Origin of the sequence: Plantactinospora sp. ZYX-F-223, from assembly GCF_039649625.1 — a bacterium.
Lineage (GTDB): Bacteria > Actinomycetota > Actinomycetes > Mycobacteriales > Micromonosporaceae > Plantactinospora.
Genome location: NZ_JBDJAV010000029.1, coordinates 104,561 through 126,589, shown reverse-complemented (window position 1 = coordinate 126,589; position 22,029 = coordinate 104,561). Strand labels below are relative to the sequence as shown.

The 22,029-nt window shown below is 71.6% G+C and carries 18 protein-coding genes; 6 read left to right on the top strand and 12 right to left on the bottom strand.

Annotated features, from left to right (window positions below):
- Positions 1–142, bottom strand: a 142-nt coding sequence (locus tag AAH979_RS27460; RefSeq protein ID WP_346261021.1) for a LysR family transcriptional regulator, incomplete at its 3' end; no start/stop codon positions are given.
- Positions 143–201: 59 nt separating this feature from the next.
- On the opposite strand from AAH979_RS27460, the gene AAH979_RS27455 reads away from it, so the two are divergent.
- Complete coding sequence (locus AAH979_RS27455; protein WP_346261010.1) at positions 202–1,080, top strand: serine hydrolase; 879 nt, start codon at positions 202–204, stop codon at positions 1,078–1,080.
- A 79-nt stretch (positions 1,081–1,159) separates the two neighbouring features.
- On the opposite strand, the gene AAH979_RS27450 is transcribed toward AAH979_RS27455, so the two are convergent.
- Positions 1,160–3,031, bottom strand: a complete 1,872-nt coding sequence (locus AAH979_RS27450) for a LamG-like jellyroll fold domain-containing protein (RefSeq protein ID WP_346261009.1) — start codon at positions 3,029–3,031, stop codon at positions 1,160–1,162.
- A 311-nt stretch (positions 3,032–3,342) separates the two neighbouring features.
- Here AAH979_RS27450 and AAH979_RS27445 point away from each other — a divergent pair, with 311 nt between their 5' ends.
- The 3 genes from AAH979_RS27445 (at position 3,343) to AAH979_RS27435 (ending at position 8,471) form a co-directional block, all read left to right on the top strand.
- Positions 3,343–6,762 (top strand): S8 family serine peptidase, encoded by a 3,420-nt coding sequence (locus AAH979_RS27445; protein ID WP_346261008.1) that lies wholly within the window; start codon positions 3,343–3,345, stop codon positions 6,760–6,762.
- Between the two features lie 230 nt (positions 6,763–6,992).
- Positions 6,993–8,141 (top strand): GyrI-like domain-containing protein, encoded by a 1,149-nt coding sequence (locus AAH979_RS27440; protein WP_346261007.1) that lies wholly within the window; start codon positions 6,993–6,995, stop codon positions 8,139–8,141.
- A 45-nt stretch (positions 8,142–8,186) separates the two neighbouring features.
- The gene (locus tag AAH979_RS27435; protein WP_346261006.1) at positions 8,187–8,471 is read left to right on the top strand and encodes a hypothetical protein; all 285 of its coding nucleotides are present in this window, start codon (positions 8,187–8,189) and stop codon (positions 8,469–8,471) included.
- Between the two features lie 24 nt (positions 8,472–8,495).
- On the opposite strand, the gene AAH979_RS27430 is transcribed toward AAH979_RS27435, so the two are convergent.
- The 4 genes from AAH979_RS27430 to AAH979_RS27415 form a co-directional block, all read right to left on the bottom strand.
- Positions 8,496–9,047 (bottom strand): hypothetical protein, encoded by a 552-nt coding sequence (locus tag AAH979_RS27430; protein ID WP_346261005.1) that lies wholly within the window; start codon positions 9,045–9,047, stop codon positions 8,496–8,498.
- Between the two features lie 261 nt (positions 9,048–9,308).
- Complete coding sequence (locus tag AAH979_RS27425) at positions 9,309–11,921, bottom strand: DUF6185 family protein (RefSeq protein ID WP_346261004.1); 2,613 nt, start codon at positions 11,919–11,921, stop codon at positions 9,309–9,311.
- Between the two features lie 259 nt (positions 11,922–12,180).
- Positions 12,181–12,528: a cell division protein DivIVA gene (locus AAH979_RS27420; protein ID WP_346261003.1), complete on the bottom strand. Its 348-nt coding sequence runs from the start codon at positions 12,526–12,528 to the stop codon at positions 12,181–12,183.
- Positions 12,525–12,785: a hypothetical protein gene (locus tag AAH979_RS27415; RefSeq protein ID WP_346261002.1), complete on the bottom strand. Its 261-nt coding sequence runs from the start codon at positions 12,783–12,785 to the stop codon at positions 12,525–12,527. The genes AAH979_RS27420 and AAH979_RS27415 overlap by 4 nt, the downstream gene beginning before the upstream one ends.
- Before the next feature lie 229 nt (positions 12,786–13,014).
- On the opposite strand from AAH979_RS27415, the gene AAH979_RS27410 reads away from it, so the two are divergent.
- Positions 13,015–14,283 carry a helix-turn-helix transcriptional regulator gene (locus AAH979_RS27410; protein ID WP_346261001.1) on the top strand — a complete coding sequence of 423 codons (1,269 nt, stop codon included), beginning with the start codon at positions 13,015–13,017 and terminating at the stop codon, positions 14,281–14,283.
- A complete protein-coding gene (locus AAH979_RS27405) occupies positions 14,280–14,867 on the top strand; it encodes a flavoprotein (protein WP_346261000.1) in 588 nt (195 codons plus the stop codon). Before AAH979_RS27410 ends, AAH979_RS27405 begins: the two co-directional genes overlap by 4 nt.
- 23 nt (positions 14,868–14,890) lie before the next feature.
- Here the strand turns inward: AAH979_RS27405 and AAH979_RS27400 are convergent, their stop codons facing one another.
- The 6 genes from AAH979_RS27400 to AAH979_RS27375 all read right to left on the bottom strand — a co-directional run bounded on the left by AAH979_RS27400 (position 14,891) and on the right by AAH979_RS27375 (position 21,815).
- Positions 14,891–16,231, bottom strand: coding sequence for an AAA domain-containing protein (locus AAH979_RS27400; RefSeq protein WP_346261020.1), 1,341 nt, complete (start codon positions 16,229–16,231; stop codon positions 14,891–14,893).
- Positions 16,232–16,248: 17 nt separating this feature from the next.
- On the bottom strand, positions 16,249–17,772 hold the full coding sequence (locus AAH979_RS27395) for a hypothetical protein (RefSeq protein WP_346260999.1): 1,524 nt from the start codon (positions 17,770–17,772) through the stop codon (positions 16,249–16,251).
- Entirely contained in the window at positions 17,769–17,996 is a 228-nt protein-coding gene (locus AAH979_RS27390; protein ID WP_346260998.1) for a hypothetical protein, read from the bottom strand. The genes AAH979_RS27395 and AAH979_RS27390 overlap by 4 nt, the downstream gene beginning before the upstream one ends.
- A complete protein-coding gene (locus tag AAH979_RS27385) occupies positions 17,993–19,159 on the bottom strand; it encodes a hypothetical protein (RefSeq protein WP_346260997.1) in 1,167 nt (388 codons plus the stop codon). Before AAH979_RS27385 ends, AAH979_RS27390 begins: the two co-directional genes overlap by 4 nt.
- The gene (locus tag AAH979_RS27380) at positions 19,156–20,052 is read right to left on the bottom strand and encodes a hypothetical protein (RefSeq protein WP_346260996.1); all 897 of its coding nucleotides are present in this window, start codon (positions 20,050–20,052) and stop codon (positions 19,156–19,158) included. The genes AAH979_RS27385 and AAH979_RS27380 overlap by 4 nt, the downstream gene beginning before the upstream one ends.
- 317 nt (positions 20,053–20,369) lie before the next feature.
- Positions 20,370–21,815: a family 43 glycosylhydrolase gene (locus tag AAH979_RS27375; protein WP_346260995.1), complete on the bottom strand. Its 1,446-nt coding sequence runs from the start codon at positions 21,813–21,815 to the stop codon at positions 20,370–20,372.
- Between the last annotated feature and the right edge of the window lie 214 nt (positions 21,816–22,029).

Sequence of the window (22,029 nt, the reverse complement as noted above, 5' to 3'; positions counted from 1 at the left end):
TCCGAACCCCGAGCTCCCGTTCCAGCCGCTGGATCGACTGGCTCAGCGGCGGCTGGGCAATGCCGAGGATCTCGGCGGCCCGACCGAAGTGCAGCTCCTCGGCCACCACCACGAACTGCCGAAGGTGCCGGGCCAGGTCCACCCGGACGATGATATGAGTTCGGATATCGGAGCCGCCCGCCGGCCGGCTATCGTCGCCAGGTGCCGACCGGACGTATCACCCGGATATTCGACGCTGTGGGGGTCGACGCCCGGCTGCACGTCACCGACATCGACAGCGGGGCCGAGCTGGGCATCGGCGCCGACGACCAGGTCGTGCTCGCCTCGATCTTCAAGATCCTGCTGGTCCTGGAGTTCGCCCGGCAGGCCGCCGCCGGGCAGCTCGACCCGACCGAGCGGGTGGTCGTGCGCGCCGAGGACCGGTTGGGCGGCTGGGGTACGGCCGGCTGTGCCGACGACGTCGAGGTGTCGCTGCGGGACCTGGCGTACTTCGCCATCACGGTCACCGACAACAGCGCCGCCGACCTGCTGCTGCGCCGGGTCGGTCCGGACGTGCTGCCGCTGCTCGCCGCCGAGCTGGGATTGACCCGTACCCGGATCCTCGGTGGGCCCCGGCAACTGCTGGAGTCCATGTACGCCGACGTCGGCGCGCGGGACGACGCCGAGTTCGCGCAGATCTTCCCGCTGCTGCCGGAGGAGCGGATCCGGGCGATGCGGGTGCAGGACCCGGAGCGGACCACCTCCAGCACGGCCCGGGACGTCACCCGGCTGCTCGGACTGATCTGGCGGGACGAGGCGGCGCCGGCCCCGGCGGGTGCGCTGGTCCGGGAACTGATGGGCCGGCAGCTCTTCTGGACCCGGATCGCCTCCGGCTTCCCGCCCGGCGTACGGGTGGCGGCGAAGACCGGCACCCTGCCCGGCCTGCACGCCGAGGCCGGGGTCGCGGAGTACCCGGACGGCGGCCGGTACGCGATCGCGGTCTTCGCCCGGACCCGGCGGCTGGCCACCCGCCGGATCGACGTCGACCTGGCGATCGGCGAGGCGGCCCGGACCGCCGTCGAGTCCCTGCGCGCCCGCTGACCGCCGCCGCCCGCCTGGAGCTGGGCTGATATCCGAACGGATATCGAGCGCCCCGCCACCCGGGGCGGTGCCGGGGAGGTCAGGCCCGGAGGAAGCGGTCCACCGGGAGCGGCCGGTCGGCGATCCGGATGTCGCCGATCCACCCGTAGAAGCCCTGCCGCACGATCCGGTCGTGGTGGCCCGCCCCGACCAGCCACGGCTCGCCGGAGGTGGCCAGCCCGGACACCGGTACGGAGGGGTTGCGGAGCAGCCGCGCGCCCTCGACGTAGAGGGTGCTGAGCCGGCCGTCGTTCACCACCGCGACGTGGCACCACTCCCCGGCCGGCAGTTCGTGCCCCCAGTTGGCGACGATGCCGTCCAGGTCGACCGGGAAGACGGCCCACTTCAGCATCATCCCGGCGGAGAGCCCGAGCAGCGCGATCGGCTCCGCCGGGTCGGCCCCGGTCTTGCCGGCGTCCCGGCCGGCACCGAACCGGCTCAGGATGCCCATCCCGTCCGAGCCGCTCTCCCAGACGTCGGCCGGCAGCTTCACGAACGCCTCGACCGTGTAACCGTGCGCGAACGTCGCCGCGTTCAGCGGTGCGCTGTCGACGGTACGCAGGTAACCGCCCTGGGCCGGCTGACGGCCGCCGGAGAGGCCGCCGGAGAAGAAGAGGCTCGCGTGGGCCGGCTGGTCGTCGTGGTGTTCGGCCGACCAGCGCAGCGCCTCCGGCGGGCTGCCAGGCAGGCTGAGCCGGGTCAGGTGGTTGCCCCGGCCGGAGAGATCCTCGACCCGGAACCCGTCCGGCACCGTCTCGCCGTCCGGGCGCCCCTGGTCGAACCGCCAGTACGCGACGGTGCCGTCGCCGACCACGGCGGCCGGCCCGCGCGGCGGGCGCCGGGTGACCGGGGCGAAGCCGGCGAACCGGTCGGCGAAGTCGACCGCCAGGCTGAACCGGTTGGCCGGGTCGGTCAGCTCGATCTCCCGCCGGGCCAGCGCGTTGCGCCGCTCCGCCGGCTGGCCGAGGATCCACGGCGACAGCGTCTCGACGTCGATCGTGTTCCGGGCCAGGTCGAACGAGTACAGCCGGACCATCCCGCCGCCGCCGTAGTAGCGGTTCTGGTAGTTGGTGATGTGCACCTGCACGTCCCGCCCGGCGGCGTTGCGCAGCACCAGCCGGCCCGGCGGCCAGTAGTGCCCGTTGAGGGTGAGGAAGATCTGGTCGCTGCCACCGACCAGCCGGTCCCAGAGCCGCTGGCCGTGCTCGGAGAGCCAGGTCGCCCCGGTCGGGTCGGCGTCCGCCAGGTCGTGGGTGGTCAGGATGGCCGGGCTGGTCGGATGCGCCGCCAGCACCGACCTCGCCCAGTCGAGCGTGCCGTCCGACGGCCGCCAGTCCAGCGCCAGCAGCAGCCACTCGCGCCCGGCGGCGGAGAATACGTGGTACGTGTTGTAGCCGTCCGCCGTGGCCCCGCCGTACGTCGGCAGCCGGCGTACCCGGTGTGGCCCGAAGACCTCCAGGTAGGAGCTCGGTCCACGCTGGTCGGTGGTGGACGCGTCGATGTCGTGGTTGCCGGCCAGCACGCTGTACGGCACCCGGCGCCGGTCGAGGATCTCGAAGACCCGGCCCGCCTCGGCCAGCTCGGCGGCGGCCGCGTTCTCGACGATGTCCCCGAGGTGGGCGGTGAAGGCGATGTTCCGCTCCGCCCGGTGCGCCACGATCCAGCGCAGTGTCGCCGCCAGCGGCGCGCTGTCGCCCTGGTCACCGTCGAAGAGATACTGGGTGTCCGGGATGACGGCGAGGGTGAACCGGGGCGAGTCGGGGTCGGTGTCCCGGTCGCCGTCGTCACCGATCCGCCGCCAGGCCAGCGTGGCGGCCGGCAGCAGAGCGCCGGTGGTGGCGCCGCTGACCAGCCCGGCCCCGACCAGTCCGGCGCCCTGGAGGAATCCGCGCCGGCTCGGGCTCTGTCGCATGATCGTCCTCCTCGGATACCGGGACGGTTTGCCGACAGTACGTGCCGGCCGGGCGAACACCGGTCAGGCCGGCGGGCAACAGCACCCGAACTCGGCGTGAAACCTCACCGGGCGGCCGACCGCCGGCACAGCATGCCGCTCGGTCTCGATGACGCTCCCGGGAACCGCACGCGCACGGCTCGGGCGATCGGCGGCGGGCAACCTTTCCGACCGCGCTGTCGTGAAGAGGGTGATCCGCTCGACCGGCGCCGGCCGGCCGTCGGGGTCGCCCCCTTCCACAGGGGACAACGTCGGACAACGGAGGAACGCGCATGAGGTTGCCGAGAGGCTTCGGTGCCGGCCTGCTGGCCGTCACGGTGCTGGCGGCGGGAGTCGCCGTACCCGGGGACGGCCTGGCCGCCCCGCCGCCACCGGCTGGGACACCCCGACCCGCCCCGGGCGGGGAGCGGACGGTCACCCTGGTCACCGGGGACCGGGTCACCGTGTACCCCGGCGGCCGGGTGTCCGTACGACCCGGATCCGGCCGGGCCGGGGTGCGGTTCGTGACCACCACCGACCGGGGTCGGGTGAGCGTGCTGCCGAGCGACGCCGTACCGCTGCTGGCGGCCGGTCGGCTCGATCCACGGCTCTTCGAGGTGACCGGGCTGGTGGAGTCCGGATACGACCGGCGGAACCACCTGCCGCTGATCGTGACCGCCGCCCCGGACGCCTCGAACCGGCGCGGCGGTTCGGGAGGCGCCCCGGACGTCGGCGGCATCGCCGGGCTGGAGAAGGTACGCGACCTGCCGGTGGTCGGTGGCGTGGCGGTACGGCAGCCGCACGGTGGCGCGGCCGAGTCCTGGCGCGCGTTGGTCGGCGGTGGGGAGGCATCGACGCGTACCCTCCGGAACGGCGTCGGGAAGATCTGGCTGGACGGGCTCCGCCAGCCGGCGCTCGACGTCAGTGTGCCCCGGGTCGGCGCCCCGGCGGCCTGGGCCGCCGGGTTCCGCGGCGCCGGCAGCACGGTCGCGGTGCTGGACAGCGGCATCGACGACAGCCACCCGGACCTGGAAGGCCAGGTGGTGGCGCGGCGCAACTTCACCGAGGGCTTCGAGCCCGACGCCGACCTCTCCGGCCACGGTACGCACGTGGCGGCGACGGTCGCCGGCACCGGTGCCGGCCGGTTCACCGGGGTGGCGCCCGGGGCGAAGCTGCTCGACGGCAAGGTCTGCGGGCTGCCGGGCTGCCCCGAGTCGTGGATCCTCGCCGGGATGGAATGGGCGGCGGCCGACCAGCGGGCGAAGGTGGTCAACCTGAGCCTCGGCGGCGAGGACGACCCGGCCGTGGTCGACCCGGTCGAGGCGGCGGTGCAGTCCCTCAGCGAGCAGTACGGGACGCTCTTCGTGGTCTCGGCCGGCAACACCGACGGTGGGGTGGTCGAGGGGGCGATCTCGTCACCCGGCACCGCCGAGGCGGCCCTGACGGTCGGCGCGGTGGACGACGCGGACGCGGTGGCGGACTTCTCCCGGCGCGGGCCGAACGCGCCGGACGACGGGCTGAAGCCGGAGATCACCGCACCCGGGGTCGGCATCGAGGCGGCTCGGGGCCGGGACGCGGTCGACGTGCCCGGCGCACCCGGCGACGGCTACACGACCCTCTCCGGCACGTCGATGGCCGCACCGCACGTGGCCGGGGCCGCCGCGATCCTGGCCCAGCGGCATCCGGACTGGTCCGGCCAGCAGCTCAAGGCGGCACTGATGGCCTCGGCCACCCCGAACCCCGACCACGGCGTGTACGCCCAGGGCGCCGGGCGGCTCGACCTGGCCCGGGCGGTCCGGCAGCCGGTGACGGCCGCGCCGGGCGGGATCGGCTTCGCCCGGCAGGCGTGGCCGCACTCCGACGACCCGGTGCAGGTGAAGGACCTCAGCTACACCAACTCCGGCTCGGCCCCGGTGACCCTGACGCTGGCGACCGAGACGTACGGTCCGGACGGCACCCCGCTGCCGGCCGGTACCTTCACCGTGGACCCGCCGTCGGTACTGGTACCGGCCGGCGGCACGGCGACGGTGCGGGTCAGTGCCGACACCCGGGTCCCCGGGCCGGACGGCCACCTCGGCGGCTGGCTGACCGCGACCGCCGGTGAGCTGGTGGTGCGTACCCCGGTCGCGGTGCACCGGGAGGTCGAGAGTTACGACGTGACGCTGACCCACCTGGACCGGGCCGGCGCGGCGTCGTCGTCGTTCAGCACCCAACTGACCAAGCGGGACAGTGCGACCGTGCAGTTCGGCTGGCGGGGCGACGACGACGGGGACGGTGTGGTGACCGTCCGGGTGCCGGCCGGCCACTACACGCTGGCCGGCATGGTGCAGACCCCGCTGGGCCCGGGCGGTGGCGACGCCGACGGAGACGGCAAGCCCGACCCGGTACCGACCTCGGCCGCCCTGCTCGCCCAGCCCGATCTCGTCGTCGACCGGCCGCGTGCGGTCACCCTCGACGCCCGGCTGGCCCGGCCGGTGTCGGTGACCGTGCCGCGCCCGTCCGCCCGGCAGGTCACCGCCGAGGTGGCGGCGTACACCGAGCGGCCGGGTGGGACGGCCGGGGTGGTGGTGCTGGGTGAATCGTTCGGCAACCTGTTCACCGGGCGGATCGGGCCGGACACCACGACCGACCGGTTCACCTCGATCGTCGCCGGCCAGTGGGCCCAGGCCGACGCGGCGGGCGGCACCGACGACAGCCCGTACCTCTACTCGCTCTTCTATCCCGTCCGGGGCCGGATGACGCACGGCTACCAGCGCGCTGTCGCCGACCGCGAACTGGCCGAGGTATGCGCCGACTTCGCCCGGTCCGGCGCGGCGACGATCGGCACGAAACGGGTACGCAACGGGCTGGCCGATCTCGGCGTCGGCAACTTCGGGCCGGAACTGCGGTTCCGGCTGCCGTTCCGGCGTACCGAGTACTACAACACCGATCCGGGGGTGGAGGTCGGGGGCGACTTCCTCGAATGGGTGGCCGACGAGCCGGTCTCCCGGGTGACGACGGTGACGGAGACGGCGTACCAGGCCGGGCGGACGTACGTCGAGCGGTGGAACCGGGCCGTGTTCGGGCCGGTGCTGCCGCCCACCGACGGCGAGTGGCCCGGAGTGAGTCGGCTCGGGAACACCATCACGGTCGGCGTGCCGCTGCACGGCGACGGGGCCGGGCGGCCCGGGGACAGCGCCCTGGCCGGTGGCGAGGTGGCCCTGTTCAAGGACGGTGCGCGGGTCGGCGGCGTACCGGACGGGCCATGGGGCAGCATCGAGGCGCCGGCCGGCGACGGGGCGTACCGGCTGGAGGTGCGGGCCGAGCGGACCGAGCCGTTCGCGCTGTCGACCCGGACCGAGCTGGCCTGGACGTTCCGCTCCGGGACGGTCGCCGGGACGGCTCCGGAGTCGCTGCCGGTCTGGGTGGTCCGGTTCGCGCCCGAGCTGGACGCACAGAACTCGGCACCGGCGGGTCGGCTGCACGCCGTACCGGTGGTGGTGGCGGCACAGCCGGGGGCGCGGGTCGGCACGCTGGTCCGGCGTACCGTCGAGGTGTCGTTCGACGACGGCGCGAGCTGGCGGCCGGCGACGGTGCAGGACGGCGCGGCGCAGGTGCGGACGCCGGCCGGCAGCGGATACGTCTCGCTGCGGGCCAGCGCCGCCGACAGCGCCGGCAACGCGGTGACCCAGACGATCATCCGCGCCTACCGGTACGCCCCGGCGGCCCGGTAGCCGCGATGCCGCCGCCCCGGCCCCGTGCGGTTACCCCGTGCGGGGCCGGGAGCGGCGTGCAACCGGCGTCGAAGCCGGAGGGCCGATCGTGTGCTTGGCCTTGCCATGCCCGGGCAGGACGATCCGCCGACAGTACGTGCCGACCGGCCGGGGACCGCAGATCCGCCCCGGCGGGTGGGCGGCCGATCGGCTGTCGACGGAGGTAGGGATTCTAGTACTAGAATACCCCGGTGCCCGACTCCCTCACCGATGCCGAGCTGACCGTGCTCGGGCTGGTCGCCGAACGTCCCCGGCACGGTTACGAACTGGAGGCGGTGATCGACGCGCGCGGCGTACGGCAGTGGACGGCGCTGGGCTTTTCCTCGATCTACTACGTGCTGGGTCGGCTGGAGGCACGCGACCTGGTGTCGAGCACCCGGCCGGACGGGTCGGCAAAGGGTCGCCGCGTCTACACCGCGACGCCGGCCGGTATGCGCGAACTGGCGGCGGCGACCCGGCGAGCCATCGCGGAGCTGCGCCCGAGCCATCCGTCGGTGCTCGTCGGCATCGCCAACAGCCCGGTCCTCGACGCACGGGACGTCGTCGACGCGTTGCGGGAACGCGGCACCCAGGTGGCGGAGCGCCTCGCCGCGGTCCAGGCTGCCCGGGCGGCCCAGGAGCCGGTACCCGACTTCGTGGCCGCCATCTTCGACTACAGCCTCGGGCAGTTGCGAGCCGAGCAGGATTGGATCGCCAGCACGACAGGAAACCTGGAGATGGCCATGACCAAGTCGGACATCAAACGGGACCGCAAGGACCTCTACCTCCCCCGGGCCGGCAGGTTCGCACTCGTGGACGTGCCGGAGCTGCCGTTCCTGATGATCGACGGCAAGGGCGACCCGAACACGTCGATGTCGTACCAGGACGCCGTGGCCGCGCTCTACGCCGTCTCGTACGCGGTGAAGTTCGCCAGCAAGCAACAGCTCGGCCGGGACTACGTGGTCGGCCCGCTGGAAGGGCTGTGGTCGGCCGACGACCCGAGCGTCTTCGTCACCCGCGACAAGCACGAGTGGCAGTGGACCATGATGGTCACCCAACCCGAGTGGGTCAGCGCGGCGATGGTGGAGCAGGCGATCGAGCTGACCGCCGCGAAGAAGGCCCTGCCGGCCCTCGACCGGTTACGTTTCGAGCGGTACGCGGAGGGGTTGTCCGTGCAGGTCCTGCACGTCGGCTCGTACGACGAGGAGGGTCCTGTGCTGGCCCGCCTGCACCAGGAGTTCATGCCGGCCAACGGCCTCACCCACAACGGGCGGCACCACGAGATCTACCTGAGCGATCCGCGGAAGACCGAGCCGGCAAAGCTGCGGACCATCCTCCGCCAACCCGTGGCCCGATCCTGACAGTTCGTACCGGGGCGGATCGCGCCGGACATCTATCGTGGGCGGATGACGATGCCGGCGCCGCCCCCGCCACCCCGTGGGTTCAAGGCCACGGACATCCTCTCCGGGCAGGTACGACTGCACGGTTATCCGCTGACGTTCGTCTGCATCGAGAGCTTCGGCGGGCTGGGCACGAGTGTGCTCCAGACGTCCTTCGCCGCAGCGGAGCTGCTGGAGGCCCAGGGATGGCGGGTGGTCAACTTCTCGGACGACGCCCGCCGGGTGTTCCTCCGTCGCGAGTACCGTCCGGCGCCACCGGGCCCGCCGCCGGGCCAGCCTTCCGGCCGGTAATGTCGTCGCCCCCGGCGGGGTCGGTCAGTCGGCGCCGGAGACCGGGAGCTGGTCGTCGGGCGGGTGGCGGTGGACCGACGAGATCATCCGGCCGTTGCGGGCCGACGGCTTCCGGCCGAGGTGCGGGTCGATCATCGCGAAGTGCCCGTCGCGCGGCACCTCCCCGCCGCGCCAGAGCATCGGCGACCGCACCCCGTGCTCGAAGACGGCGGCGTGCAACAGGACCCGGACGGCGAGCAGGATCAGGACTATCTCCGCGCCGGCGAGCAGCAGCGCCCACACCGGGCTATCGGCCCCGACCACGGCGTCGATGCCGACGGTGTAGACCAAGACGGCGACGACCAGGAGGAAGGCCCCGAAGCCGTACGCGGAGAGGCGATAGCGACGGGTCAGCGCGACGGAATAGACGGTGAACGGCACGGCGTCGCCGCAGTGACCACAGCGGATGTGGTGTTCTGCCTTGTCCTGCTCGGGACGGGTGGCGGTGTGGACTGTCTCGCAATACTCGGTGACGTACACGCCGGGAGCGGACGACCGGCTGAGGACGTGCCCCGCTTCAAGCTGAATCAGATCCATGACGCGCCATAACGCCACGAAGTCCTCCCCGCAGCTCGGCCATCCATGTACGACTATCCTGGCACATTTCGTCATCGATGACCTGTGATGCCTGACTCGGTGGCACGGCCACGTCCCGGGATCGGCCGGGCGGCACCGGGCCGGCAAGCACCGCTGGCGGCAGCCGGTGGACGGGACCGCGTCAGCGCCTGCCCGGTCGCCCGGGTCGCGCGTCGCCACCCCCGCCGCCGATCCGGATGAGGTGATCGTCGATCCCGCCGGTCACCGGCCGAAATGGAACGGGTCGATACTCGGATACGACGGGACCTCGCCGTTGCCGTCGATGAAGGCGACGATCGCCAGCACGGCCGCCGCCTGGGCAAGCAGGAACGTGAACTGAGCCGAGATGTTCTCGGCGCCGTACGCGGCGAGAAGGGCATGCTGGGGACGGGCCCACCACTGGCCGTCGGGACGCAGCGACAGGTAGTCCATCACCAGTGCCGTCGACATCACGACGGATGCGAAGAGCGCGAAGTTGATGATGGCGAGGTTGTCCGGCACGCCGACCAGCAGCCGTGGGTTCAGGTGCAGGACCAGTGTCACGACGGCATGGACGAGCAGGAGTGGCAATGCCTTGAGCGGCCCCCGACGGAACGGCAGCCGCCGCCACAACAGCCCGAGGACGGCTCCGGTGAACACGAATGTGACGGCCTGCCAGATGACGTCCGCGCCGAGCGCGACCAGTACCGAGGACTGATGGTCCGAGGTCATCAGCGGGTACGCCCGCCAGCTCAGCCAGACCGTGAGCACGATGGCCGGCAGGCTGAGCCAGAGCATGACCCTCATCGCGATTCGGGCGTTGCCCAACGGCGTCGTACCTGGCCCCAGGGCGATTACCAGGTCGACCGGGGTCGCTCCGGCGTTCGGACGCAGGAACTGGTGGTAGATCCCGGCGTCGGCACGTACCGCCAGGGCGTCGGTTCCCATGGCCACGCCGTACTCGATGCCGTCGGGTCTCGGGCCGGTGCCGGCCTGGTGGTAGTCGGCGACCGTCGCCTCGCCCCTGGTGAACGCCCGGTCGAGGGCTCGCCCACGCTGGCGCAGCCGCCGCCACCGGCTCGCGAGGGCCCGCAGTTCGGGGATCGAGTACGTGTCGAGCAGGACGCGCATCGTCTGGCCGTCGCGCAGAGGCCGGTCCAGCGGCGGCGTGCCCCTCAGGGTCAGCCAGAGCAGGAGCCAGCTCAGCGGCCACAGGGGAAGCCAGACCCCGAGGATGTCGACCTCCCAGACCAGCGGTCCCAGGACGAACAGAAAGGTGACCAGGACGAGGTCCGGTTCCGTCGCCCCGGTGCGCAACTGCGCGCGGAGCAGGTTGTAGATCGCGATCGTGGCGACGGCGAGCAACAGCCACACCATCTCGTCCAGCAGATCCCACGGGTAGTAGCCCATCTGGCAGCACTGGTCGATCGGCGAGTCGGACCAGGCGCTCAGCCAGTTACGTCGATCCGCGTTGATGTCGGCGATGATCAGCCGCTCCACCACCAGTATGGCCGCAACCAGCGTACCGACGATCCAGGTCCATCGTGCCGGGCGGGCGGCGCCGCCCGGCACGATGAGCAGCCGACACATGTTGATGAGTCCGGTGAAGAACAGCGCGCCGGCCAGGAACGCGGCACCGGACTGGAGGACGAGCACGGCTCTCGCCTCGGCGCCGTCGGCGGTCCTCATCCCCGCCCAGTCCTGCTCGACGACGATCTGGATGCCGAGCTGCAGGGTGAGACAGCCCGCCACGACGGTGGCGACCGTAGGCGGAGGAAGATGCCAGCAGACCGCCGTCCCGCCGATGACCAGCACCGCGAGCACGCCGAGCGCCCAGTCGTACAACTCGCCGGAGGGGTTGAATGCCGTGTTGACCCGGTCCCTGCTGAGCGTGTCCACGGCCTGCGCCACCATGAGGGCCACGGTCGGCAGGAGCAGCCGGACCGCCCGCGCCGTTGCGACCGGCATGGACGTGCCGGCCGACGGGGCCGGATCATCCGGCGGCACCCCCGGAGTCGAACCGGCGAAGCGGCGGCGGGCGCGGTATGTCAGCATGAGCGCCAGTGGGGCCAGGGCCAGCCCGGTGAACCAGTACATCACCAGGGTCAGGACCTGCCACGGCGGTGACTGGGTGGCGAGCAGAATACGCGTCTGCGCGTCGAGATCGAGTCCGACCGAGGCCAGGTAGCCGTCGCTCTCCGCGCCGGTCGGCCGATCCCAGCCGACCTCGGCCGACTGGGTATATGCGGGCGGCCACGGATGCGGCGAGACAATCCAGTTCCGTGGCGCGATCATCTTGACGGATTGCCAGTTCGCCGGTTCGAGCGCCTCCGGAGCTCGGAGCGTCAGCCGCCAGTGGCCGTTGTTCGCCATCCGCAGGGTGGCCAGGCCGAGCCGCAGATTGTCCGGTTGGGACGAGACGTCGGTCCGTACCGTGTCCTCAACGGTGATCCGGTCGCCCTGCTGACTGACGACCGGAAGCTGGTCACGCCATTCGTGACTCCGCTGTTCTGCATCGCCCATGCCGAGTAGGCAGCGCAGGGCGGTGCGGCGTCGCGGATCATCCTCCGCGTGGACAAGGCTGGCCCCGAGCAGGCTGGCGGCCGGCACCCGAACGGTCAGTTTCGAGGTGATCCGGGGCCAGTACACGTTTTTGGTAGTGACGGTGACCGTCGCGGACGCCTCGGTCCCGGCGGCCCGGTACGCCGTGCAACCGCCCGTGTCATCGGTGAATGCGACGCGATAGCGGCTTGGCGAGGAGGTGGCGAGGAGCGCCGCGGCGGCGACCAGGGCCACACCGCCGAGCAGAAGCGCGACGACTAGCAGCGAGGTCGTACGTGCGCGTCGCGGCGACATCCTGTTCCTCCTCGGCCGGCATCCGGACATCTGACACCTGACGGCCGTTGGCCCGGTCGGCCGTCGGACCCACCATGATGGCGGTCTGCCAGGACGACGTCACGTCGCGCCGACGACCACTTCCCGACAGAGCGCGGGCGTTCACACCGGTTGACGTGGCGGCCGGAGCAGGACGCCGCCAGCGGAACGGCGGCGGGAGGCTCGGGCCGCTGCCGTCCGCGTCGGGCCGGATCAGTTGGCGCAGGGCCCGGGGTGGCGTTCACCAGTGGCCGCGATTGCGGGGTTGCTGGCCCTGGCCGGTGCTGTCGACGGGCCGCCGGATGCCGGTGGTGGTTCGGGGAGGTGGTGGGGGTTGGGGGTCAGCGGGTGGGTCGAAGAACTTGCAGCCGATGTGTCGGGCCTGCCATTGGCGTAGGCCCTGGCGGACGCGCTCGGCCTGGCTGCGCGCGGTGGTGACCTCGCCTTCGAGGCGTTCCACCTCGGTGGCGACCAGGCGGAGGAATTCGTAGACCTCGTCGGGATCGAGGCCGCGCCAGCGGCGGCGCATCACGGCGGACGCGACGCGGATGACGGCGGGGCGGAGGCGTTCGCCGGATCGGTAGATCATCGCCGTACCGCCGATGACTGGTAGTGGGCGAGCAGGGCGGTTGTCTCGGTGTCGGTGAGGCCGCGTTGGGCGAGGACGCGTTGGCCCCACCGGTGCAGCCGGCACGGGTGTGGGGCGTGGTCGTTGCGGCAGAGCAGCCCGGAGGGCCACTGCTCGGGTGCGTGGACCGTGATTGCCTGTACCGCGAAGCCGACATCCTCGGCCGTCACGTACGGCGGTAGCGGCAGCTCGTCCAACATCTCACCGGCCTGGCTCATGACCCTCCCTCGGTTGACAGGTTGGTGGCTTGGCGCCGAGGCGGGCGGGGACGACCGGCACGACCGCGCGTGGCGTACCGACCGGAGCCCAGCACCCGCCCCGGGCCACCACTTCACCTTTTCGACGAACGCGAGCAGGGACTACAGCGGTTTGGGAGCCCGACCGGCGCAAAACTGAGGCATGCGGGTATCTGCTCGATCGACGGAGTGTCACTACAGTGGCGTGCGTATGGAGGGGGTTGCCGTGGCCTTGAAACGACACCGGCTCTGCCAGCGCCGCAAGGCGCTCGGGTACAGCCAGGAACGGCTGGCCGAACTCCTCGGGGTGGAGCGGTCGACCGTCGTACGGTGGGAGAGCGCCGAGACCGATCCGCAGCCCTGGCATCGGACGCGAATCGCCGAGGTGCTACGGGTCACGCTGGACCAGCTCGACGACATGCTCTGCGATGTGGTTACACCGATCCGACGGGGACAGATCATGGGAGACGACTCACGTCATTCCTCCTCGACGGCCGTCCGAGCTGAGTTGCTCAGCGGTCTACGCGCCTTCCTCACCGACTACCTGCCCGAGCCGCAGCCGGAGCGGCCCACTCGCACCCTCACCGAGGTACGACGCGACGTCACCCGCATTCACGCCCTCTACCACCGGGCGAGCTACAGCACCGTTGCCCGCCTCCTGCCTGAACTACTCCGACACTCCACCGTGCTGACGAACAGAGGCTCGTGGCCGCAGCGAAGCAGCGCGTTTCGGTTGTTGGCCGGCGCATACCTGGCGGCCTCGAAGGTCGCCGTGAAGATCGGAGATGGCGACACGGCACTGCTGGCCGCCGATCGGGCAGCTACCGCCGCACGAGTCGCCGACGACCTGGGGCTGGCGTCCATCGCCGCCTATCAGGCTGCCTGTGCACTACTGCGGTTGCCGGGCCGGTTGGACGAAGCAGACCGTGTGACACAGGGCAGCATCGAGCAGTTGGCGCAGAACAGACGGACCTCTGATCTCAACCTGCTCTCCGCACACGGCGCCCTGCTGCTCCTGGCCGCCATCATCGCCGCACGGCAAGGGCAGACGCCAGCAGCCAACGCCCGGCTGACCGAGGGCCAGAACTTGGCTGCAGAGCTTAAGACGGACCAAAACCGGCTCTGGACGGGCTTCGGCCCGACCAACGTCCTGATTCACAGCGTTTCGGCAGCGGTGAAGGCCGGCAACGGCGGCCGAGCCATCGAGATCGGTACGAAGCTCGACACCTCGTGTCTACCATCCGCGCTCGTCGGTCGACGGGCTCAGGTGCACCTGGACCTGGCAGCAGCCACCGCTATGACCTCCGACGGCGGCTCGCTCGCGGTACTGCACCTGCTGGAGGCGGAACGAGTCGCCCCCGAGTCCGTACGCGTCAACGTGCAGGCCCGAGCCCTGCTGCTCGACCTCATGTCCAAAGAACGCCGCTCGGCCACTCCCGGCCTCCGGCCGCTCGCCGAGCGAGCAGGCTTGCTGTCATGAGTGATCAACCAGTCCTGTACCTCGTCGTCTGCGCCGCTCCCCCGGTGCTCCAGATTGATCAACTTATCGATCTACTGATGAACGACGGCTGGGCCGTTTGGGTGGTCGCAACACCGACAGCCGCGAGCTGGATTGACCGGGAGGCCCTAGCGCAGCAGACGGGCCACCCCGTCCGCTTCGAGCGCCGGAAGCCTGACCAGCCGGACCTGCTGCCGAAGGCAGACGCGGTGCTGGTCGCCCCAGCAACCTTCAACACGATCAACAAGTGGGCGCTCGGCATCAACGACACACTCGCGCTCGGCATCCTCAACGAGGTGCTCGGCCTCGGCCTGCCCATCCTCGTCTCCCCGTACGCCAAGGCGGCGTTGACCTCTCACCCCGGGTACGCACGAAATGCGGAGGCACTGCGGGTAGCCGGCGCCACGTTCACATCACCCAATCTGTTACAGCCGACGGCTGCCAGCGGCAGATTCCGGTGGCGGGAACTTCTCCGACTCGCTTCATGTCGTCAGAACAGACCAGGCGGTCGCCAAACTTCAGGCTCAGAATCCCGTCAGGGCGGCGGAGCCGATTGTCAGACATGACCGAGTAGGTTGAGCCTATTCGATCAACGTTTAGGCTGGTGAGCGCTGATGTGCCCCATGACAGCCTGGTTCGCTTCCCAGCCGTCCGGGAACTTCACCGGTACGTTCAGGTGCACCGGCTCGGTCGACGGATGCGCGTCCAGCAACTCGCTGATCCCCGCCCGAGCCACCACCACACACGCGTGCCGATGCCGCGACACCAGCACGCACAACCGCCCCGCCTCCAGGTGGAACGCCGTCGCGTCCCGCCGCCCCGACAACGGATGCAGCACGATCACCACGTCGTACTCGCGTCCCTGCAACCGATTCGCCGTGTCCACCGTGATGCCGGCCCCGGCCGCCCCGAGCTGCGCCCGGATCGCCGCCACCTGGTCCCGATGCGCCGCCCCGACCGCGATCCGGTCAGCGGTAACCGGCGCGCCCCCAGGCGCCCGCTCCGATACCGCCACCGCCCCCCGCTCCAACACCCGCAACGCCAACCGCGCACAAGCCGCCGCCGCCTCCCCATCGGTCCGCAACGCGTGCCGCGCCGGCAGCTCGTACAACGCCCACCCGGTAGCCGCCGCCATCTCCAACGCCTCGTCCACCGCCCCACCGCCAAACCCCGCCGCAGCGAACGACAACGACCGCTGGTCCGCCGTCGTCCCCGCCGAGAAGCCCGTGAACGGATAGAACGCCTCCGCCACCACCGGGGCCGCCGACGCCGGCAGCCGCCACGACACCGGCAACCGGTGTACCGGCAGATCCGGGTTGTGCCGCAGCAGCGCCGCCACCGCCGACTGCATCGGATCCCAGGTCAGTCCGGTCCACCGCTCCGTCTCCACCGTCGAGAACGGATCCAACTGCCCCGGATCACCCACGAACAGCGCCCGGTCGAACCGCCCCGCCACCCGCAACAGCGCGTCGGAGCGCATCTGGTACGCCTCGTCCACGATCGCCCACGGCCAGCGCCCCTCCGGCACCAGCGCCCACTTGGCGGCCGTACCGATGATCACGGACGACCCGCCCAGGTCCGCGACCTTCGCCGCGACCCGGACTGTCGAATAGTTCTTGATCCGGTCCGTCGCCGTGTATTCGTTTGCCGACAACCGCCCGATCGGCAGCTCCGGCTTGGCCTGCGCCAACCGGTCGATCAGATCATCGACCTGCTCATTGGTCTGCGCGATCACGATCAGCGGCTCGCCCGCCTCGGCCAGCTCCCCCGCCGCCCGCACCACCAGCGTCGACTTTCCCGCCCCCGGCGGCGAGTCGACCACCACCCCACGATGGTCCCCGCTGTGCAGGTCGGCCAGCACCTCTCCGATCACCCGCCGCGCCGCCTCGCCCGGCGACGGCACCAACCGCCCGGCCCCGCCACGGGGCATCAGCAAGCCAGCAGAACTCACGACCACTCCTCCCGAGCATCGTCGACACTCGGCTCCACCGGCTCCTCGTACGCCTGCGGCGGCCCGCCGTGTGTCCACGGCGTCTCCTCCCGGCTCGGGAACTCCCCCGGCGGCATGAACGAGTCCGACAGCGTCGTGTAGCAGAGCCGGTCCCCCACCTCCGGCACGCTCCCCGGCGCCGGGCTCAGCGACCGCCCCAACCCACCCGACAGCTCCAGCACCACGTCCGTCCGGCCCGACGCCGGATCCGGCGCCACGAACACCACCCGCGCCTTCTGCCCCGGCCGGCTCGGCGAGTGCAGCACCGCCCCCACCGTCACCTGCACCGGATCGGCCGTCGTCACCTGGATCCGAGGCCGCAGCACCCGCCGCTTCCCGCTGTCGTCGATCCGGTGTGGGTCCGCCAGCGTCACCTCACCCACGAAAGCCTCCCCGGTCAGCCGGTAGTCGGCCATCACCAGCGGGTCGTCGTAGGCGCGCTGTACGGCGTACGACTGCAATGCCCGTTCGAGCCGGTGCAGTCGCTGCGCCGCGTTGACCGCCCCGTCCCGGCGCGGCTGCGGATAGCCGCCCCCGTCAACGTAGAGCGCGAAGTTGCTGAACACGTCCCGGTCCTCGGCCCAGCGCCCGTCCACCCGCGATCCGACCGGCAGTTCCCGGAGCAGCGCGACGCCCCGCCACATCAGCTCCCAGGTCGGCGTGAGCTGGGACCGCACGGCTTCTTCGAGTACGCCCCGAGCCCGCCCTCGCCGCAGCTCGTCTCCGCTCGCCACCGCCTCCTCGTAGCCGGCCATCGCCGGCGCCAGGACCTCGTTGTCGAAGGTCGGATCCGTCGCCGGGCCGGCCGGCGGCCAGCGCAGCGGATCCTCGGCCACCACCGCCGCGTCCGCCCCACTGCGCCCGTCCTCCGGGTCGATCCAGGCCAGCAGCGCCGCCAGATGCGCGTCCTCCAACGCGGACTGCCCGGTCGCCCAGTGCAGCCCGAGCGCCTCGGTCATCGCCAGCAGCATCCCCGAGCCGGGGTGTTCGGCCCGGTCCGCCAGGAAGGTCAACCACTGCCCGAGCAACGGTACCGACGGATGCACCGGATAGTCCCCGTCGGTACGCCGAAACCGCGTCGACCGCCCGAACAACCGGACGAACCCGATCCCCGCCGAGTTGGGCACGAGCATCTGCGGCGCGTCGACGTACCGGTAGCGGACCTCCTTGCCCCGGTTGGCCGTGACCGCCTCCGTGACACCGCGGAAGCTGTCCAGATAGGGCAGCAGCACTTCGGCCAGCTCGGCGGCGAAGCCGAACCGCTGGTCCCGGTTGCGCGGCTGCGGCACTACCAGCAGTTTCGGGTCGGCCGGCGCGGTGCCGACCAGCGCGGCCAGTGGCGCGTTCGCCTCGCCGGCCATGCTGAGCGGGATGAAGACCAGCGGCCGGTCCGCGACGTGCAGGTGGCGTACCGTCGTGATCCGCTGGGCGTGCCCGGCCGCCACCGCCTCGGCCCTGGCCAGCGCGGTCAACGTGCTCACGCCACCGCCCCGGCACCCGTCACCGGCCCGGCAACCGCTGTCACCCGAGCGTCGGCCGCCAGCCGAGCCTCCGGGACCAGGCGGGTGCCCCGGTTGTGCACCCAGCTCGACAGTCTGCGCCCGAGGATGTCCGACCCGGCGGACCCGAGCAACAGCTCCAACCCGGCAGAGCTGGACAACAGCTCCAACCCGGCAGGGCCGGGCGGCAGCGTCCGCAGCGTCATCCCGCCGCCCCAGCCGGCGCCAGCACCTCGGCACGGAGCCGGGCAGCGTTCCGGAGCAGCGTCGCCGCCTCCTCCTGCTCCTCGGCCGGGGTCAGCTCACCCTTCGCCAGCCCGAGCGCGGTCTCGACCCGTTCGATCCCGCCCAACTCCTCCCTGGCCGAGGTGCCGAGCGCGGCGGTGCAGCCGCGCGCCTCGGCCCGGCAGAAGTAGGCCAGCTCGCAGACCGACAGGCAGTCCGGGGCGTACCGGGCGTCGATGGTGTGCAGCGCGTCGACCAGCGCCTCCGGGGCCCGGGTCGGCACCCCGTCGGCGTCCGGCGCCAGGTCGAAACTCAGGTTCGGCGGCAGGGCGGCCAGCATCGCCTCGACCTTCGTCATCCGGCCGAGCTGCCGCCGCAGCACGGCCAACTGCTTGCGTACGTCGACCAGCACCGCCGTGGGCTGGTTGGAGAAGTCGCGCGGGCAGACGAGCACGACATCGTGCGCCACGATCTCGGGGTCGTGCCCGGCCTCGGCCAGCATCTGGCGCATCGCCAGCACATAGACGGCGGACTGGATCGCCGCCGCCGACACCTTGCCCGGGTCGGCCTGCCCGTCCACCACCGCGAACGACTTGATCTCGACGACGTGGAACCGCCCCTCGTGCTGGAAGGCGATCAGGTCCGGTTCGAGATAGACCCGCTGGCCGGCCACGTCCAGTGCGAGCAGCGGGTGGTCGAAGAGCGTGCCGGCGCCGTCCTCCCCGGCGGCGGCCCGGAGCAGCAGGGCGCGGGAGCGGGCGTACCGGACCTCCGGGGTCTCCTTCTCCCGCCCGGTCACCGTCTCCAGGTCGTCGTACGCCACCTCGGGGATCGGCAGCCCGAGCCGTTCCCGGAGCAGTTTCACCAGCTCGGCGGCGCCGCTCGCCTTCACCTGCACCTCGAACGCGTTGCCCCGGGCGATGGCGAACCCGGACTGCCCGAACCGGGCCGGAAAGTCGATATACGCCGCAAGCCGCTGCTTGTCCACCCCGGCCGTGTCCAGCACCGCCCGCCGGGTACACCCGGGATTGCGGGTCAGCGCGGCGATGGTACGGGCGTTGTGCCGCTTCGGCTTCGCACCGCCCCGGATCGCGGCCAGCCGCTCGGCCGTGCTCCTGCCGGTGCCCATGCTGATGCTCGTCATGCCGTCTTCTCCTGGACCGTCGGGTTGCCCCGCGGCATCGTCCCGCCCCGCCGGGTCAGGGTGCCCGGAAGTGTCCGCAGCGTGTTGCCGAAGAGCTGGTCGACCTGGTCGAGCTGCCGGCGAGCCCGCTCGGCCGCTGCCGTCCGGTGCGCCCCGTCGGCGTCGGCGTGCACCGCCCGCTCCGCCTCGGCGGCCCTGATCACGGTCAGCGGGTCCACTGTGCCCCGCTGGCCGGCGACGCCGAGCGCACCGGGGATGTTGCTGGCGAACCGCCACACCAGCCGGGCCAGGGCGGCGTTGCGGGCCGGCACCGTACCGGCCCGTTCGGCGACCCGGACGGCGGCGGTGAGGAAGTCGACCCGGGGGCTGAGCGGGCCGACGATCCGCCGCTCCAGCGGCCAGGTGGAGACCGCGACCAGGCCGCGCGCCGGTGCCAGGTGCTCGGCGGTCAGCGCCGCGCAGAGATAGTACGGCCGCGAGTATGGCGCCGAGGAGAACGAACGCTTCTCATCCCGGCGCAGGTGGGTGAGCTTGCCGGCGGCCAGCGCACCGGCCGCCGCCGTGCCGAAGAACGCGGCGTGCACCTCGGCGACCAGCTTCGGCGCCGCCGGCACCGAGAGCAGGGTGAGGGCGTGGTGCACCTGGTCGCGTACCGGAAGAAGCGAACCGCCGGACGACCGGCCGGCAGCGGCGGGTGGCGCGTCACCGGTATCACCGGTATCACCGGCCTGCTCGGCCAGCTCGGTGATGGCCGCTTCCCACTCCTGCTCGGCGGCCCGCAGCTCGGCGCGGAGTCCCTTCGCACGGGCCGTGTCCCGGGCCACCACCGAGCGGCGGATCTCGGCCCGGAGGGCGTCGATCCTGCGCTCCAGCGCTTCCACGGACCCGGCCACGAGCCGGAGGGTACAAGTTCCAGTGTTCTCCAGCAATCACCCGGATCCCGTGTCGCCGACGAACACCGGGACGCGCCGCCCCACCACTGCCCCCCGAGCATCGCGCGCAGGCGCCTGGGGCCGGCTGGCGGCCCGGACGAGCCGGGCACAGGTCGGAGCCACCAGCCGGGGACCCATTGGGGCACCTGCCCCGAAATCCTTTTCGGCAATCTGTCACATCAGGACAGGCGCGTCAAGACGACGGTCTATGCATCGAGTCTCGGACGCCCCCTGTTACGAAAATCTTTTCGAAAGCCTTTCGGTTACCCGGCCCGCAGTCAGGCGGCCGGCTCGCCGGACGGTACGGCCAGCTGCGCACCGAGTGGCACCGGCGTGCCGAAGTTGGGTGTGCCGTCGGCGTTCCAGGTGAACTTCTGGGCGCGCGTGGAGCGGTTCATGTCGCAGCCGCCGCTGGCCGAGCTGTTGGCGTGGTAGACGATCCAGTCCTCGGTGCCGTCGGGCGACGTGAAGAAGCCGTTGTGGCCCGGCCCGTACACGCCGTTGGCGTTGCTGCGCTGGAACACCGGCTGCGGCGACTTCACCCACGACGACGAGTTGAGCGGATCGCCACCGTTGTAGGTGAGCATGCCCAGCTTGTAGTCCGGGGTAGAGCAGTGGCTGGCCGAGTAGACGATGAACGTCCGGCCGTTGCGCTGCAACACCTCTGCACCCTCGTTCACCGCACCACCCACCGTCTCCCAGCTGTAGGTCGGCGTGGACAGGATCCGTCGGGTACCACTGGCGGTCCACGGGTTGGACAGCGGCCGGATGAACATCGGCTGCGACCCGTTGTAGAACGTCCCGAGCAGGTACAGATTGCCGTTGAGTTGCAGGATGCCGGGGTCCAGCTCCCAGGTGTTGTCCGCGGTCGGGTCGAGCAGGTCCGCCTTGAACGTGTACGGCCCCATCGGATCCAACCCCGCGCTCTCCAGCACGTGAATCCGCTGGCTGCCCAGGTCGAAGGGCTCGCGGCCGGCGGTGTAGTAGAAGTACCAGCGCCGCCCGTTCGGCCCGTCCAGCAGGTGGAACTCCGGCGCCCACATCGTGCCGGCACCGTTCGGGCGGGTCAGCGTGAACAGCAGCGTGTCCGGCGCGGTGGCCAGGCCGCCCAGCGTGCGCGAGCGGCGCATCGTGATCGTGTTGTTCCAGGTCGTCGTGGCCAGGTAGTAGTACCCGTTGTAGTACGTCAGCCACGGATCCGGGCCGCGCGTCTTCAGCGGGTTCGTGAAGGTGGTACGCGGCGGCGCGGTGGTCGGCGGCGCGGTCGTCGGCGCGCCGGTCGTCGGCACCGCGCTCGTCGGGGCGGTCGCCCCGGTGCAGGCGACGCCGTTGAGCGCAAGGTTGGTCGGCGCCGGGTTGGTCGAGTTGTTCCACGACGCGTTGAAGCCGATGCTGACCTGGGCGCCGGTGCCGAGCCCGGCGTTCCAGCTCTGGTTGCGGGCGGTCACCTGGGTCCCGCTCTGGCTGAATACGGCGCTCCAGCCCTGGCTGACCTGCTGCCCGGCGGTGAACGACCAGGTCAGGGCCCAGCCGTCGAGCGGGTCACCGAGGTTGGTGAGGTCGACGGTGCCGGTGAACCCGCCGGGCCACTGTGACCCGATCCGGTAGGTCGCCGAGCATCCGGCGGCGGCGGAGGCCGCGGTGACGGCGGTGACGGCGCCGACCGATCCGACGACACAGACGGCCACGGCGGCGATGACAGAGCGCAATCGTGTGAGGCGCATGGGTGCTCCCGAGGGCAGGGGTCATAACGAAGACGGTCGCCCGGGAGCCGGCTTCATGCATCAACGTAGGTCAATCGCCTCCGTCACCGCAAGGCACCGCAAACGATTGAGATCCATCGCTTGACAGCTTCGGCGCGCCGCACCCAAGATGTGGTGGCTGGCCACTCCACGCATCCTGATCCGGGCAGGGATCACGGCGGCCACACCCGTATCT

Excerpts from the sequence above, each read along its gene's own strand:
- AAH979_RS27450 (WP_346261009.1), bottom strand. The coding sequence starts at position 3,031 with ATGCGACAGAGCCCGAGCCGGCGCGGATTCCTCCAGGGCGCCGGACTG.
- AAH979_RS27445 (WP_346261008.1), top strand. The coding sequence starts at position 3,343 with ATGAGGTTGCCGAGAGGCTTCGGTGCCGGCCTGCTGGCCGTCACGGTG.
- AAH979_RS27435 (WP_346261006.1), top strand. The coding sequence starts at position 8,187 with ATGACGATGCCGGCGCCGCCCCCGCCACCCCGTGGGTTCAAGGCCACG.
- AAH979_RS27430 (WP_346261005.1), bottom strand. The coding sequence starts at position 9,047 with ATGGATCTGATTCAGCTTGAAGCGGGGCACGTCCTCAGCCGGTCGTCC.
- AAH979_RS27425 (WP_346261004.1), bottom strand. The coding sequence starts at position 11,921 with ATGTCGCCGCGACGCGCACGTACGACCTCGCTGCTAGTCGTCGCGCTT.
- AAH979_RS27420 (WP_346261003.1), bottom strand. The coding sequence starts at position 12,528 with ATGATCTACCGATCCGGCGAACGCCTCCGCCCCGCCGTCATCCGCGTC.
- AAH979_RS27415 (WP_346261002.1), bottom strand. The coding sequence starts at position 12,785 with ATGAGCCAGGCCGGTGAGATGTTGGACGAGCTGCCGCTACCGCCGTAC.
- AAH979_RS27410 (WP_346261001.1), top strand. The coding sequence starts at position 13,015 with ATGGAGGGGGTTGCCGTGGCCTTGAAACGACACCGGCTCTGCCAGCGC.
- AAH979_RS27405 (WP_346261000.1), top strand. The coding sequence starts at position 14,280 with ATGAGTGATCAACCAGTCCTGTACCTCGTCGTCTGCGCCGCTCCCCCG.
- AAH979_RS27400 (WP_346261020.1), bottom strand. The coding sequence starts at position 16,231 with ATGCCCCGTGGCGGGGCCGGGCGGTTGGTGCCGTCGCCGGGCGAGGCG.
- AAH979_RS27390 (WP_346260998.1), bottom strand. The coding sequence starts at position 17,996 with ATGACGCTGCGGACGCTGCCGCCCGGCCCTGCCGGGTTGGAGCTGTTG.
- AAH979_RS27385 (WP_346260997.1), bottom strand. The coding sequence starts at position 19,159 with ATGACGAGCATCAGCATGGGCACCGGCAGGAGCACGGCCGAGCGGCTG.
- AAH979_RS27375 (WP_346260995.1), bottom strand. The coding sequence starts at position 21,815 with ATGCGCCTCACACGATTGCGCTCTGTCATCGCCGCCGTGGCCGTCTGT.